The organism is Pseudolabrys taiwanensis, from assembly GCF_003367395.1.
Taxonomy (GTDB): domain Bacteria; phylum Pseudomonadota; class Alphaproteobacteria; order Rhizobiales; family Xanthobacteraceae; genus Pseudolabrys; species Pseudolabrys taiwanensis.
The window spans coordinates 2791294-2804585 of the sequence record NZ_CP031417.1 but is presented as its reverse complement, the minus strand read 5'-3'; the positions used below and the strand labels follow the sequence as shown (position 1 = coordinate 2804585).

14 protein-coding genes and 1 tRNA gene are annotated in these 13292 nt (G+C 61.1%); 6 read left to right on the top strand and 9 right to left on the bottom strand.

Going from position 1 to position 13292, the window contains the following annotated elements; translation table 11 throughout:
• Position 1: 1 nt before the first annotated feature.
• From DW352_RS13405 to DW352_RS13390, 4 genes are all read right to left on the bottom strand, one after another.
• On the bottom strand, positions 2-1111 hold the full coding sequence (locus DW352_RS13405) for a Zn-dependent alcohol dehydrogenase (RefSeq protein WP_115691797.1): 1110 nt from the start codon (positions 1109-1111) through the stop codon (positions 2-4).
• A gap of 54 nt (positions 1112-1165) precedes the next feature.
• Positions 1166-2095 carry an OmpA family protein gene (locus DW352_RS13400; protein ID WP_115691796.1) on the bottom strand — a complete coding sequence of 310 codons (930 nt, stop codon included), beginning with the start codon at positions 2093-2095 and terminating at the stop codon, positions 1166-1168.
• 139 nt (positions 2096-2234) lie between these two features.
• On the bottom strand, positions 2235-2471 hold the full coding sequence (locus DW352_RS13395; protein WP_115691795.1) for a hypothetical protein: 237 nt from the start codon (positions 2469-2471) through the stop codon (positions 2235-2237).
• Positions 2472-2569: 98 nt separating this feature from the next.
• Entirely contained in the window at positions 2570-2887 is a 318-nt protein-coding gene (locus DW352_RS13390) for a hypothetical protein (protein ID WP_115691794.1), read from the bottom strand.
• A gap of 365 nt (positions 2888-3252) precedes the next feature.
• Here DW352_RS13390 and DW352_RS26795 point away from each other — a divergent pair, with 365 nt between their 5' ends.
• The 3 genes from DW352_RS26795 to DW352_RS13385 all read left to right on the top strand — a co-directional run bounded on the left by DW352_RS26795 (position 3253) and on the right by DW352_RS13385 (position 4807).
• The gene (locus DW352_RS26795) at positions 3253-3483 is read left to right on the top strand and encodes a hypothetical protein (RefSeq protein ID WP_162826945.1); all 231 of its coding nucleotides are present in this window, start codon (positions 3253-3255) and stop codon (positions 3481-3483) included.
• A 42-nt stretch (positions 3484-3525) separates the two neighbouring features.
• Positions 3526-3681 carry a hypothetical protein gene (locus DW352_RS26790; protein ID WP_162826944.1) on the top strand — a complete coding sequence of 52 codons (156 nt, stop codon included), beginning with the start codon at positions 3526-3528 and terminating at the stop codon, positions 3679-3681.
• A gap of 475 nt (positions 3682-4156) precedes the next feature.
• A complete protein-coding gene (locus DW352_RS13385; RefSeq protein WP_115691793.1) occupies positions 4157-4807 on the top strand; it encodes a lytic transglycosylase domain-containing protein in 651 nt (216 codons plus the stop codon).
• A gap of 21 nt (positions 4808-4828) precedes the next feature.
• On the opposite strand, the gene DW352_RS13380 is transcribed toward DW352_RS13385, so the two are convergent.
• On the bottom strand, positions 4829-5524 hold the full coding sequence (locus DW352_RS13380) for a hypothetical protein (protein WP_115691792.1): 696 nt from the start codon (positions 5522-5524) through the stop codon (positions 4829-4831).
• 164 nt (positions 5525-5688) lie between these two features.
• Here DW352_RS13380 and DW352_RS13375 point away from each other — a divergent pair, with 164 nt between their 5' ends.
• Positions 5689-6654, top strand: a complete 966-nt coding sequence (locus DW352_RS13375) for an amidohydrolase family protein (RefSeq protein WP_162826943.1) — start codon at positions 5689-5691, stop codon at positions 6652-6654.
• Between the two features lie 55 nt (positions 6655-6709).
• Positions 6710-6785: transfer RNA gene (locus DW352_RS13370), tRNA-Ile, on the top strand.
• 67 nt (positions 6786-6852) lie between these two features.
• On the opposite strand, the gene DW352_RS13365 is transcribed toward DW352_RS13370, so the two are convergent.
• Positions 6853-7689, bottom strand: a complete 837-nt coding sequence (locus DW352_RS13365) for a tripartite tricarboxylate transporter substrate binding protein (RefSeq protein ID WP_162826942.1) — start codon at positions 7687-7689, stop codon at positions 6853-6855.
• A 1129-nt stretch (positions 7690-8818) separates the two neighbouring features.
• On the opposite strand from DW352_RS13365, the gene DW352_RS13360 reads away from it, so the two are divergent.
• Positions 8819-9781, top strand: coding sequence for an amidohydrolase family protein (locus DW352_RS13360; protein ID WP_115691789.1), 963 nt, complete (start codon positions 8819-8821; stop codon positions 9779-9781).
• Positions 9782-10424: 643 nt separating this feature from the next.
• Here DW352_RS13360 and DW352_RS13355 read toward each other — a convergent pair.
• The 3 genes from DW352_RS13355 to DW352_RS13345 are packed head-to-tail and all read right to left on the bottom strand — an operon-like array spanning position 10425 to position 13241.
• Complete coding sequence (locus DW352_RS13355) at positions 10425-11729, bottom strand: TRAP transporter large permease (RefSeq protein WP_115691788.1); 1305 nt, start codon at positions 11727-11729, stop codon at positions 10425-10427.
• Positions 11726-12217, bottom strand: a complete 492-nt coding sequence (locus DW352_RS13350) for a TRAP transporter small permease (protein WP_115691787.1) — start codon at positions 12215-12217, stop codon at positions 11726-11728. The genes DW352_RS13355 and DW352_RS13350 overlap by 4 nt, the downstream gene beginning before the upstream one ends.
• A 1-nt stretch (position 12218) precedes the next feature.
• The gene (locus DW352_RS13345) at positions 12219-13241 is read right to left on the bottom strand and encodes a TRAP transporter substrate-binding protein (protein WP_162826941.1); all 1023 of its coding nucleotides are present in this window, start codon (positions 13239-13241) and stop codon (positions 12219-12221) included.
• Positions 13242-13292 lie beyond the last annotated feature (51 nt).

Sequence of the window (13292 nt, the reverse complement as noted above, 5' to 3'; positions counted from 1 at the left end):
GCTAAAACACCACGACGCCGCGCAGGTTCTTGCCGGCCTCGAGGTCGTCGTAGCCGCGGTTGATGTCTTCGAGGCTGTAGGTCTGCGTGATGAGCTCGCGCAGCTTGAGGTCGCCGCTGCGGTAGAGCCGCAGCAGCTCGGGGATCTGCAGGCGCGGGCTCGTGAAGCCGTACACCGCGCCCATGATCGCCTTCTGCGTCGCGAACAGTTCGAGCGGCGGCACGTCGATCTGTTTCACCGTATCGGGCGTGATGGCGGTGACGACGACGTTGCCGGCCTTCGCCGTGGCGCGGAAGGCGGGCAGCAAAGTGGCGGGCGGATCGATGCAGACGAAGGCGTGATCGACGCCGATGCCGCCGGTCAGCGCCAGCACGGCGCGGGTCAGCGCCTCGCCGTGCTCGGTGACGCCGTGTGTGGCGCCGAAGGTGCGGGCGAGTTCGGTTTTCGTTGGGTTGATGTCGGCGGCGATGATGGTGGCGGCGCCGCAGAGGCGGGCGCCTTGCACGACGTTCATGCCGTCGCCGCCGCAGCCGACGACGAGCACGCTGTCGCCCGGCTTGACCTTGGCGCGCACGCGCGCGGCGCCGACGCCGGCCGGTACGCCGCAGGCGACGAGCGCGGCGAGGTCGAGCGGGATGTCCTTGTCGATGACGATGGCCGAGGCCTGGTCGACGACGGTGCGCTCGGCGAAGCCGCCGATCATGCAGAAAGCCCCGACGTCCCGACCGAGCCGATCGTGCCGACAATACGTGCCGTCCAGCTGCCCCCCTTGCGTGATGCGCGGGCCCTCGGCGCAGAGATGGTGCAGGCCCTTGCTGCACCAGCGGCAGCGGCCGCAGCCCGGAATGAAGGTGAGCACGACATGATCGCCGACGGCGACGCCGGTCACGTCGGCGCCGATCGCTTCGACCACGCCCGCGGCTTCATGACCGAGGGTCATAGGACTCATCGCGACACGTCGTTCGCCGCGCATGACATGCAGATCGGTGCGGCAGAGGCCGACGGCGGCGATGCGCACCAGAAGCTCCGTCGGCTTCGGCGCATCGAGCGTGATCGTCTCGATCGAGAGCGGCGCACCGACGGCGCGGAAGAGAGCGGCGAGTGTGTCCATGCGAAGCGCACGATACGCGCTCGTGCGCTTCGGGCAAGGGCGGCGCGCGACGCTTTATGGCACCACCAGCTCGACGCGCCTGTTGAGCGCGCGGCCGTCGTCCGTCGCATTGGAGCCGACTGGCGCGAGATAGCCGACGCCGGCTGTATAAAGCCGGCCGCGCGCGATCTTGTGCGACGTCGTCAGCGCGGCCGCCACCGCTTCGGCGCGCAAGCGCGACAGCGTCATGTTGTGATCGAACGCGCCTTGGCTATCGGTGTGTCCGACGATGAAGACCTTGAGCTCCGGCTGACCGTTCAGGAGTTTGGCCATCTCGGCGAGCGTCGGCGCGCTCTCCGACTTGATGATGGCTTTGTCGGTGTCGAAGTGGATGCCGTAGATTGCGATATGGCCCTTCTCGCCCAGCCCTTTGGCCATGGCGGCGGCGTCGACCATCTTGTTCGCCATGTCGCCGACGCGCGTGATCACGAGCTGCGTGTAGATCTCGTCGTTGTTCTTGCTCACCAGGACGGTGGCGTAGGTTTCTTGCGCGCCGTCGGACTTGCGTCCGGCGTAGTAACGATAATCGAAGCCGTCGATCCACATCGCCGGCAAAGGCAGGGCATCGAGCGCTTCGGTAAAGGGAATGCCGCCGCAGTCATCGGTGTTGCAGGCGACCAGCGTTTCGAAGCCGGCCTTCGCCAATTGGCTCTCGAAGTTGCGGGCGACTTCGATGATCGAGCGGCCCGGCGGCGTGCGATAGGCGATGCGCGTCACCTGACCTTCGGGCCGGCGTTGATCGCTCGCTTTGCCGTCCTTGAACGGTGCGGCTTGCAGGCGCGTCGCGTCGAAATCCTTGGTCTGATAACCGGTGATGACGCTGCCGGCGAAGCGGCCGATGCCGGGGTAATCGCGGCTACCGGCAATGTCGCGCTGCTGCGCGCGTGCAGCCGGCGGCAGGAGAACGGGCAGAAGGGCTAACGAGATGACGAGCAGGCACCGCATGGCTATGGCCTTTCGCTTGGCGGACCATCCCCACGGTCCTCCGAAAGCCCCATCTCATGCGTCATTATGGACGGCGTTCGCCGTCGTGCCAACTGGCCGCGCGCAACGATACCGAGATGCGCGGGTGGCGGGTTAGGCGTTACTTCTTCTTGGCGCCGCTGCGGCTGAGGCTCTTGATGGCCAGCGGCGGGCGGCCGGATTTCTCGGCGATTTCGCGGTCCTGTTCGATGATGAAGCCGCGCGCGGGCTCATCCTTCTCCAGCCCTTCGAGCAGCTCGGCCGGCACGCGCCGGTTCGAGCGCTGCGAGCCGTCCTCGTACACCACGTCGAAGAACACGAATTCGTTTTTAGGGTTGGTCCCCGGCTTTTTGGCCATTGGCGTCCTCGTACAAAAGTGAAAACCCCCGCGCCGGCGCGGGGGTTTGTCTCGTCCGTATATAGGAAGAACGGCCGCTTTTGCCAACCGCGTCCGGGTCAGCGCACGCGCGCCGGCGCAGGTATCGGTCGTGGTTTGCCGCCGCGCGGCTCATCGGACGGTTTGTGCCCGAGCGCCATGATCGCGGTGCCCATCGCAGCGCTTCCAAACGTAATCAGGAATCCAAACAAGAGGAGACCGAAGGCAGCCCCCGGGGCGCGATCGGCGAGGATCAGGTCACGTAAGCCGGCCGGATTCAGCGTCAGCAGGCCGCCCAGCATGAGGGAGGCGATGCAAACGCCAATAGACAGATTTACCGCCAACAGCCGCAGCAGCGGCTGGCGAAGGGGAGAGCGCTGCGATGTCCGTCGATCCATGGGTCACCTCACACCCAGATTTGGGTGCCTTCGATAGAAGCGCCAATAATTTATGCATCGAAAAGCAGCGAAATCCGTGCATCGAGCTATGCGTTTAGGCGGATCCGGTCCGGCCGTAGCAGGGATAATTTCGGCTGAAAGGTCATCAAATCTTAACCCTTAGGTCGCGGCTGGCCTGAACCGGCGCCGAATGGAGCCGAAAAACGGGGAATTTCTCGATGGTGGCCGGGTTTGGGTGCCCCATGAGATATGCGCATATCGCATATGCTGCGCCGCAGCTACTGCACTGCGAAAAACCGCGTATATTGCAGTGCAACAGAAGGCGTCGGCGGGGAACCCGCCGGCTCCACGAAAGGATCAGAACGATGGCCTACACATCCGTTGCCCCGCGCGACTTGGCTTTCCCCGAGGGAATTGCTCCTTCGGCGCCGCGTCGTGGTTTCCTCGCCCGCGTTCTCGACGCTCTGATGGCTGCGCGTATGCGTCAGGCTGAGCGTGAGATTGCGACCTACCTCGCCGACACCGGTGGCAAGTTCACCGACGAATCGGAGCGTGAAATCGAGCGCCGGTTCCTCGCGAATTCGCCGCGCTGGTAAGGCTTTGATCGCGGGCTTCGCGCCCGCACTGGAGAAGAAGAGATGTCGTCGCTCCCGATCCACGCAGAACCTATGTCGGTGCCGCTGCCCGGCTTTGGGCGTGTGATTGCTTTCGTTTCGACCCTGTTGGACGTGTTCAACGAAGCGCAGGCCCGCGCGCGTATCGCGCATCAGCAGTATCCGTTCGCCGACTGGTGAGCGGTTAATCCGACCGCACCCGCGAAGTGAAATGGCCGGGGTGTTGACCCGGCCACTTCGACCCTCCTTGAGGCGCTTAAGCGCTTCGTATTCCTCAGCTATTTCTATTCGCCGGCCTGGGGGTGGCGAGCGCCCCGCGTATAATAATCCGCCCAGGCCAGGGCGACAGCGAAAACCCCAAACGCAACCACGATTGCAGCGACGACGATGGCGACATCGGTTGGCATCGCGACTCCCCCTTTTTGTGTCGCTGCCTGTGTAGGGGCCGTTCGGCTCTGAAAACTTGACCTGCATCAAGGTTATTTTCGATATCCAGGCGGCCGGCCTTGCCTTTGCGCCCGCTTCGCGCGCAAAAGTTCCCTTTCTGCACTGTTTCAATTCGTGATGGAACCGCAGGCTACCGCCGCGGTTGCGTCACAAAGTTGCCAGGGTTGGACGCGAAAAACCGCCATCCCCCAACAATTCTGGAGACGACATGATTCGCAGCCTTTGCATTGCCACGTCCTTGCTCGCCGTCGCCGCCGTGTCGTCCGCTTCGGCACAGGACCGCCGCGCCGCTGTTTTGGACGCTAATGGCAATTCGAACGGCAGCAGTCTCGATGCTCTCATCGCGAAGCATGCCGCTGCCAATAATGTGCCCGAGGAGCTCGTGCGCCGCGTGATCAAGCGCGAAAGCGGCGGCAATCCGCGCGTGGTCAGCAGAGGCAATTTCGGTCTCATGCAGATCAAGCTCGCCACCGCGCGTGGCCTTGGTTACCGCGGTACCGCCGCCGGTCTGCTCGACGCCGACACCAACATGACTTACGCCGTGAAGTATCTCGCCGGCGCCTATCGTGTCGCTGGCGGCAATCATGGTCGCGCCGTGCATTATTATGCGGCGGGGTACTACTACGCGGCAAAGCGTCAGGGTGGTGCCCCACGGCAGACCGCGAAATCCGCCGATGACTTCAAGGCCGTTTTCGACGGCAACGGGTCCATGGCCATGGCCGATCCCGAAAGCGCTCCACCCAAGGCGGCGCGCGGCAAGGCCGCCAGCGCGGTCAAGAGGTTACGGGAGGCCAAGATGCACGGCGAAAGCGTCGCCTCGTCGTCCAGCCTCTATAGTGGCCGGCTCGACCACTATTGAGCTGAGTGATCGCTCGCCGTCCTAGTGGGCGGCGTCGGCGCGATGCGCAGGTTTCTGATTAAGGATCATGTTCTGCGGCACGCCCGTGGTGGGGCGGGGGGTGTTGAACAATTCTTCGAACAGGCCGACCTGTGGCGCCCGTTGCACCGGGACCGGTTGCGGAGGTGTCTTAGGTGCCTTCGGCCGCGCCACCCGCGATCTCTTCTTACGGCGGCTTTCATTGGCGGGCTTGCTCCGCTCCGGTGTGCGGATGATCGCCGGCCGCTCCTCCGGCAGGACCACGGGCAGTTCGAACGATGACGCGGCGCCGATCTCGACGGGGATCGTCGCAGCCGGTGTGTCGTCGATCGAATTGGTGACGCTGTCCGGGTCGGGATCGGCGTCGGGCCGGGCCATCGGCAGGGCCGCGACTTTGGGCTCCTCGACCGCGGGTGCCGTCTCCTGGACCTGAGGTTCGGGCTCGATTACGGGCGGCTCGCTTCGCGGCGGCGTGTCCGGCAAGTCGCGCAACCGCAGAAGCTCGTTCGCACGTTGCAGCGCCGCCTTGATCGCAACCTGTCGCCACTGCGGATCGTCGTTGCTGGTGGCTTGCGCGCCGCTTGCGGTCAGGGACACGGGCGGCAAAGTACGATCGCCCGGCGCCTTGAGCGCCAGGACCAGAACAAGAATGGCGAGAAATACGCCGCCAACAGGCAGGATCCGAAAAAATGGCAGCATCCGCCTGTGCATAACTGAGTCGGCGTTTGTTCAACAGCCGCAACAGTCATCGTTTGGCCGATCCGGTGGGTGTCATACCAGGGCGGCGCGGCGCCACGCGGCCGAACCGATGACAGCCGATGTCATGCTTGCTAGGAATCGCGTGGCGTAAGCGGGGGTGCCTTGTGAACAAGAAGCCTAATTGTCCGATCATTGCCATCGAGGAGCATTATTGGGACCCGGAGCTGGCGAAGCATTTTCTGGGGATCGAAGCGGCCCGCGGCAACGAGACGGACGAACGGCTTTACGACCTTGGCGCACTGCGCCTGAAGGAAATGGACGAGGCCGGCGTCGATATGCAGGTGCTGTCGCACGGCGCGCCCGCGGCGCAGAAGCTGCCGCTCGATATCGCCGCCGAGCTCACCGCGCACGTCAATGATCGGCTGGCAAAGGTCTGCGCGGCAAATCCGAAGCGCTTCGCGGCGTTTGCCGCTCTCCCGACCGCCGATCCGCAGGCGGCGGCGGACGAACTCGAGCGCACGGTCACGACCCACGGCTTCAAGGGAGCCATGATCCACGGGCTCGCCAACGGCGAATTCCTCGACAACAAGAAGTTCTGGCCGATCTTCGCGCGCGCCGAGAAGCTCGACGTGCCGATCTACTTCCATCCTTCCTTGCCGGATCCCCGCGTGAGCGAGGCGTATTATCAGGACTACGCCAAGGATTTCCCGTTGGTGGTGCGCCCGGCCTGGGGTTTCACGGTGGAAACTGCGACGCAGGCCATTCGTCTCGTGCTCTCGGGCGTGTTCGACGCGCACCCCAATTTGAAGATCATCCTCGGCCACTTCGGCGAGACGCTGCCTTTCCTGCTATGGCGCATCGATCACTCGCTCAAGCGCCCGGGCCAGAAGCCGCTGAATTTCCGCGACATCTTCTGTAAGAATTTCTATGTCACGACCAGCGGCTTCTTCTCCAACCCGGCGTTGCTGTGCTGCGTGATGGAGATGGGGGTCGACCACATCCTGTTCGCGGTCGATTGGCCTTTCGTGATGAATCCGCTGGGGGTCGACTGGATGCAGACCGTGCCGCTCTCGGACGCGGACAAGGCCAAGATCCTGAGCGGCAACGCCCAGCGGCTGCTGCGACTGTGAACTGCGGCGGTTCGATTTGCCCGATACCCCGCCGGCTTGATAAAAGGCTCCGGCTGGGCCTGTAGCTCAATGGTTAGAGCCGACCGCTCATAACGGTCTGGTTGCAGGTTCGAGTCCTGCCGGGCCCACCACCGTTTTCAGGACGTTGATGATCATCTCTAACGCGCGTCCTATGTATAGGAATGCGTGTTCCGCAGATCATTCGACCCTTAGCCCGATCGCCTCAATCATGCTTTTCCATTTAATGATATCTGATCTAAAGAGTTTTTCGGAGGCTTTCTGATCGAGAAAAGTCGGCTCGAATCCCATCTGCTGGAGCTTATCGGTGACTGACGGATCATTCAGGATCTGACCGATTGCTTCACTCAATTTTGTCGTTATCTCTCCGGGCGTTTTGGCAGGCACGAAGAAGCCGGCCCAGACTAAGGATGTAAAATTAGGATATCCTAGCTCGGCGAAAGTCGGAACATCCGGCAAAATTGAGAGGCGCTTCTCACTTGCAATGGCGAGACCGCGGAGACTGCCAGACCTGACAAAGGAGGCTGCTCCAGAGGCCGGTGGGGCCGCCACGAGTGGAATTTGGTTACCTAAAGCAGCGCTAACTGCCGGCGCGCCGCCCTGAAAGGGGATGTGAGTCGTCCGTATGTTTGCGAGCTTCTCAAAGAAATATTGGATCGCAATGTGCGACATGCTGCCGGTGCCAGCTGTGCCGAATTGGATAGAGGTGGATCGTGCCGTATCCAGCATCTCTTTAAGAGTTTTCGCGTTGCTGGGATGAGTTGAGATCATTTCCGGCGACGCAGCGACGATTGCCACAGCTTTGAACTGGTCGGCCGTGTAGCCACGGCGCGCATAGATAGTTTCATTCACTGCCAATGTGGGTGTCGCGCCGAGGATCGTGTACCCGTCCGGGTCGGCACTCGCGACTCGCCGATTGGCGATATTGCCATTAGCGCCACCTCGGTTTTCGACGACGACAGCTTGCCCCAGTTTCGCTGAAAGCCGTTCGCCAAACAATCGCGAGACCGTGTCCATGAGTCCGCCCGGCGCATAGCCAACAACAATTGTGATCGGCCTGTTCGGGTATGATTGGGCACGGGCGCTAGATACCAATCCCGTCACGACGAGAGCGAGTGCGGTTAGAAGCGCTGCGCGCCCCGGTGCGCATGGGTTAAAGCGTCGACGTATCATAGTTTCCTCCGATTGTTTTTCTTACAGCGATGCCGCGTTTCAAAGCGACGTAGTGCAGATCCTCAGCTTTCCATCGGCTCCCGACATTCTTCTTTCTTAGGCGAGCCTTTTAGGCTGGACTCAGCGTTGATATTTTCAACCCACGTGTGGCATTCACGGCAAAGCGAGCGGGGGCCTCAGGCATCGCCCGTGTAGCGCCGAAAACACATCCGTCCCGTCGCATAATGAGCAGCGTTGCATCATCGGCACCCTGCAAAAACGACGGGGGCATGTTATGGGCATGGCGCCTGGGACATATCGACAATCACGATTCTCGGTCGGGTTAAAGTGCTGCGGCAGGATTGCGATGTTCGCGCCGACGCTTACGTCGAAATCGAGCGCCATCGCTTCCGTGATGGCGCGTTGAGCATTGCGTCCATAAAGGATCGCGGAAAATCCTCTGCTACGTGGTTCGTCTAGCAACAGCGTTTTCTTCTGAGCTATTTCCACTCGCGGCTGAGGAATAATCCTGCCTGCTACATTTTGAACATCGGTATGGAGGCCTCAAAAAACTCAAGTCGATTGATTGCTCCAAGATTACCATGATGCGAGAATGCTAGCAGAGAGCGGCATGCGAATAGTCAAGATATAAGAAAATTGGAGGATGCGAGTGAGCCGGGAGATGATTGGCCTTATGCTCATTGGAGAAGATCTTGTTTCGATTTGGCAGTGGAGACTGGATCGATTCCGCAGGCCCGGCGACTGAGGAGAGGGTCGTACAATTTCCTCGAGGTCGTGCCGTCGAGCGCAATAAAGATTGGAGCCGTGGCGGCCGCGCAACCCGAATGGGTCCGGCTGGATATCAAGGAGCGCGCACGGTTCTTGAAACACTTAGCTGGCGGGCTCCTGCTCTGCACAGACACTAACTCGATTCAGATTCCATTGTGATCTACGATGACAGGCATCCCGCAACTCCGTGAGAAATGATCTCAATATGAGCAACGCAGAACATGCGATCATCGCAGTCGAAGAGCATTATTGGGACCCTGAGCTTTCGGCCTATTTTGCTGGCGCGGAGGGAAAGCGGGCCGATGAAATCGAACGGCGCCTGCATGATTTCGAGGGTGACCGTATAAAGGACATGGATCGTGCCAACATACAGATGCAGGTCTTGTCGCACGGGGCGCCATCCGCACAAAAACTGGCAGCGGACATAGCGGTTCCGCTGGTCCAACGCGTGAACGACCGGCTCGCCACCGCAGTGGCTTCAAGGCCCGATAGGTTTGCGGCCTTTGCAGCCCTGCCGACCGCCCTACCAGAAGCCGCTGCGGACGAATTGCAACGTTGTGTTGAACTCGGGTTCAAGGGAGCGATGTTGCACGGACTATCGAACGGCGAGTTTCTCGACTTGAAGAAATTTTGGCCAATTTACGCGCGCGCTGAGGCGCTTGACGTTCCAATTTATCTTCACCCGTCTCACCCGCATCCGGCGGTCTCCGAAGCGTACTATAAGGATTATGCTGTCGACTTCCCGATGATCGCCCGGCCCGCGTGGGGTTATACTGTGGAAGCGGGTACACAGGCGGTCAGGCTCGTGTTATCGGGTGTTTTCGAACGTCATCCGCGCCTGAAGATTATTCTCGGTCATCTTGGCGAATCGCTTCCTTTTCAACTCTGGAGGATCGACCAGGCCTTGTCGCGGCCAGGGCAAAAATCCATCAGCTTTCGGGATATTTTCTGCAATAATTTTTGGGTTACGACGAGCGGGTTCTTTTCAACCCCGGCGCTTGACTGTTGCATTGCCGAACTTGGTACTGATCGAATCCTGTTCGCGGTTGATTGGCCTTTTGTGCCAGAGAGTTTGCCTGCCGTCGCATGGATGACGTCGAGTCGGCTTTCAGTGCCGGATAAATCAAAGATTCTTGGTGGTAATGCTCGCGCGCTGCTGAAGCTGTGACTTGCAGGCGTATGTGCGCAATCGTGTCGGAAGAGAGACGTGATGGTTCGGGATCGTGTCACAATGAAGCAAGGTTCCAAACGAACTTGCGCCGCGCGCCTAGGGTTGAGGAGCTGCAATAACATGCAGATGTCATCGGCCAGTGGTGCTGTTCCATGGCGCGGCGATCGAACAACAGGAAGTGGATGGATTACTGCATTCGACCTGCACGATGCGCCCGATAGCCGGCGTGTCGGTGCCCGCAATCGCCGAATGCCCGGTGGGGAAGTTCGTTGGCGCGACCCGCCGTCATAAGGTTGGCGCCCTGCGGGGCTCACCATTTATTTCCGGCAGTACGTCGATGACCATCTCTAACGGGCAGCCTTTGTGGCAGGCCCAGAGACCGCCCCAAATGTCCCGTTGACGTGTTTCGGATGACCTTAAAGAGCGTCAATTATTACGTACGTTCGAATTGCACCTCAATGCGCTCGATCCTTGGCTTTAAGGCCAGCGCACAGCTATGTCGGCAGATAATCCGCAGCGGCCGTGAGGTACCCCCCACCGTGCTATATCGCCTCATGCCTCGAGGCTGCCTTCGACAGCTGTTGGACCTAATCGGCTCCAGGCGCGCGCAGTTCTAATCCCAGGTCAAAATCCAAGTGGGCTAGTTGATCTGGCTCGGCAGCCACATGACAAGCTGGGGGTAGGCGACCATCAGCACGATCAGGACGATCGGCGCGATCAGGAACGGCGCCGAGCCCTTGTAAATGTCGAAGATGTTGATGTCTTTGGTGACCGCGTTGATCGCGAACAGGTTCATGCCCATCGGTGGATGAATAAGGCCAATCTCGACCAGGATCACCAGCAGCACGCCGAACCAGATGGGGTCGTAGCCGAAGGACAGGACGAGCGGCAGCGTGATCGGCACGGTCACCAGCAGCATGCCGATCCCCTCGAGGAACGCGCCCATCACGATGTAGAGAATGCAGACCGCGACGATGATGCCGATAGGGCCGAAACCGACGGCCTTCACCGAGCCCACGAGCTGGTTCGATATGCCGGTCTGGACGATGAAATACGAGAAGATCGCTGACGCGATGACGATGAAAACCAAGCTTGAAACGAGCCGCACCGTTTCGACGAAGCAGCCGAACGACTGCGCCAGGTTCTGGCGGCGCAAAATGGCGCTCAGGCCAAGCGCGCCAAAGGCGCCGATCGCTGCCGCTTCCGTCGGCGTGAACCAGCCGAAATAGATGCCGCCGAGCGTCAGCGCGAACAGCGCGATGACGTGCCAGATCCGTAGCAAAGCGGTGTGCAGCCGCTCCGGTTTCTCCTCCAGCGTCGGCTCCGGTGTAGGCCGGGTCAGCACGCGATAATAAGAAATGGCGGTGACGCAGTAGAAGCCGGTGAGGATCAGCCCGGGAATGAGCGCCGCAGCAAAGAGCTTCGCCACCGACTGTTGGGCGATGATCGCGTAGATCATCAGGATCAGGGATGGCGGGATGAGGATGCCGAGCGTGCCGCCAGCGGCCACCGCGCCGGCCGCCAGTTGCGGTGGATAGCCCGCGCGCAGCATTTCCGGGATCGAGACCCGGCTCATTGTCAGCGCTGTCGCGACCGAAGAGCCGCACACCGCGCCGAACAAGGCGGACGCGAAGATCGACGCGATGGACAGCGAGCCGGGCACGTGGCGGAACATCACGCGGCTGGCGCGGAACAGATCGGCCGACAGGCCGGCGCTCGCGGCGATGGAGCCCATCAGCGTGAACAAAGGCACGACGGACAAGGTATACATCGACGCGAATTCGATCGGAACGCCGCCGATCATGAGGTTTGCCCGGGTCCATCCCTCGATGGCCGCATAGCCGAGGAAGCCGACGAGACCGAGCGCAACGGCAACTGGAATTCGAATGAGGATCAGCAGCACCAACGCGACGATGCCCGCGATGCCGACGGCAAGAGGGCTCATGGCCGCTCACTCCGATTGGCGCCGACAAGCCGCGCCAGGCCCGTCAAGGTCGTCAGCGCGGCGGCGAGCAGACAGATGAATATCAGCGCGAAAGACAAGTAAACCGGAAAGCCGGTATCGGCCTTAATGTCGCCGAAGCGATAGGCATCGAGCATTGGCCGCACGATGTTCGCCAGCAACAGAGCGAGGAAAGTGATCGTGGCGGTGACGCCCAACAGCTTAAGGCCTTTTAGAAGCGTGGCAGGAACGAGGTCGTCCAGGATGTCGACGCGGATCTGCTCGTCGCGCAAGCAGACCTCCGGGAGGCCGAGCAAGGCGACGCCGAGCACCATGATCTCCGTGATATCAACGACGCCATGCAGAGGCTGCCCAAAAGCGGCCCGCGCGATCACATCATAGGTCGTGCAGATCATCATCACGGCAAGCGCAACGGCGCCCAGCATCGTGAAGATGCGAGCGAGAGTGCCAAGCACGTCCAAGAACCGCATGTCAGGCCTTGGCAACCTGGCCGCGAATCTCGTCCAGCAATTGGGTTGCCTTGATCCCCTTCGCCTCGAGTGCCGCGATCTGCTGGTCGGTGATGGTCTTGGTCTTCTGTTCGAAAGCCATCGCGGCGTCGCCGTCGATCTGGGAGATCTCAACGCCGGATTGTTCGAACACCTTGCGTCCGGCGGCTTCGCTCGAATCGTAGAGGCCACCGACGCGCTGACCCGCGGCGGGGCCCGTGGTCTCCGCGATCGCCTGCTGCATCTCTTTCGGCAAGCTCTTCATCGCTTGCGAGTTCATTACCAGGCAAAAGATGCCAACGGAATCCGCGATCAGACTTACACGCTTGACCGCCTGTTGCAGCTGGAAGACCTTGCCGCCTTCGAAGTTGAAGATGGCACCGTCGACGACGCCCTTGGAGAGGGCGTCCGCCAACTCGGTCGGTCCGATTGTGGTCGGCGACGCGCCCCATGCCTGCAGATGTGACGCCGCGGTGGCGCTGGTTGGCCTGATACGAAGGCCCTTAAGGTCATCGGGCGATTTGACGAACTTGTCGCGCATGAAGAGACCCAGCGCGGTCGAAACGACGAAATAGAGCACTTCCGTGCCGGCATATTCGTGCGCGACGCGGTCGCGCAAATTCGTCGTGATCAGAGAGGCCTGGGCGGTGGTGATCGGACGCCGGTTGGAATCGGTGAAGAGGAATGGCGCGCCGAGCAAGTCCGTCAGTGGAAAACGACCTGGGCTCAGCGCGGTATAGACGAAGGAGAGGTCGGCCACGCCGGTGCGGGCCAAATCGAACTGCCGCGGCGGCGGTCCCATCTGGCCTGCGGGATAAACCTCGATATCGAGCTGACCGCCGGTCTTCTGGCGTAGTTCGTCGGCCCACCGTTGGAATTCCAAATGGCTTTGATGCTGTGGCGGCAGGTAATGCGACAGTTTAAGTTTGGTGGGCGCCGCCCGCAGCACAGCCGGCGAAGCGACGGTCGCCGCGGTGGCGGCGAGCAAAAGTCTGCGTGTGATCACCGTTTTCTCCCCGTGGTTTTCTTTGTTGCGTCCGTTTTTTGTGTTTCGGAT

Coding starts and splice junctions, on each gene's coding strand:
- DW352_RS13380 (WP_115691792.1), bottom strand. CDS start 5,524: ATGCTGCCATTTTTTCGGATCCTGCCTGTTGGCGGCGTATTTCTCGCC.
- DW352_RS26795 (WP_162826945.1), top strand. CDS start 3,253: ATGGCCTACACATCCGTTGCCCCGCGCGACTTGGCTTTCCCCGAGGGA.
- DW352_RS13360 (WP_115691789.1), top strand. CDS start 8,819: ATGAGCAACGCAGAACATGCGATCATCGCAGTCGAAGAGCATTATTGG.
- DW352_RS13355 (WP_115691788.1), bottom strand. CDS start 11,729: ATGAGCCCTCTTGCCGTCGGCATCGCGGGCATCGTCGCGTTGGTGCTG.
- DW352_RS26790 (WP_162826944.1), top strand. CDS start 3,526: ATGTCGTCGCTCCCGATCCACGCAGAACCTATGTCGGTGCCGCTGCCC.
- DW352_RS13395 (WP_115691795.1), bottom strand. CDS start 2,471: ATGGCCAAAAAGCCGGGGACCAACCCTAAAAACGAATTCGTGTTCTTC.
- DW352_RS13405 (WP_115691797.1), bottom strand. CDS start 1,111: ATGGACACACTCGCCGCTCTCTTCCGCGCCGTCGGTGCGCCGCTCTCG.
- DW352_RS13365 (WP_162826942.1), bottom strand. CDS start 7,689: ATGGACACGGTCTCGCGATTGTTTGGCGAACGGCTTTCAGCGAAACTG.
- DW352_RS13400 (WP_115691796.1), bottom strand. CDS start 2,095: ATGCGGTGCCTGCTCGTCATCTCGTTAGCCCTTCTGCCCGTTCTCCTG.
- DW352_RS13385 (WP_115691793.1), top strand. CDS start 4,157: ATGATTCGCAGCCTTTGCATTGCCACGTCCTTGCTCGCCGTCGCCGCC.
- DW352_RS13390 (WP_115691794.1), bottom strand. CDS start 2,887: ATGGATCGACGGACATCGCAGCGCTCTCCCCTTCGCCAGCCGCTGCTG.
- DW352_RS13350 (WP_115691787.1), bottom strand. CDS start 12,217: ATGCGGTTCTTGGACGTGCTTGGCACTCTCGCTCGCATCTTCACGATG.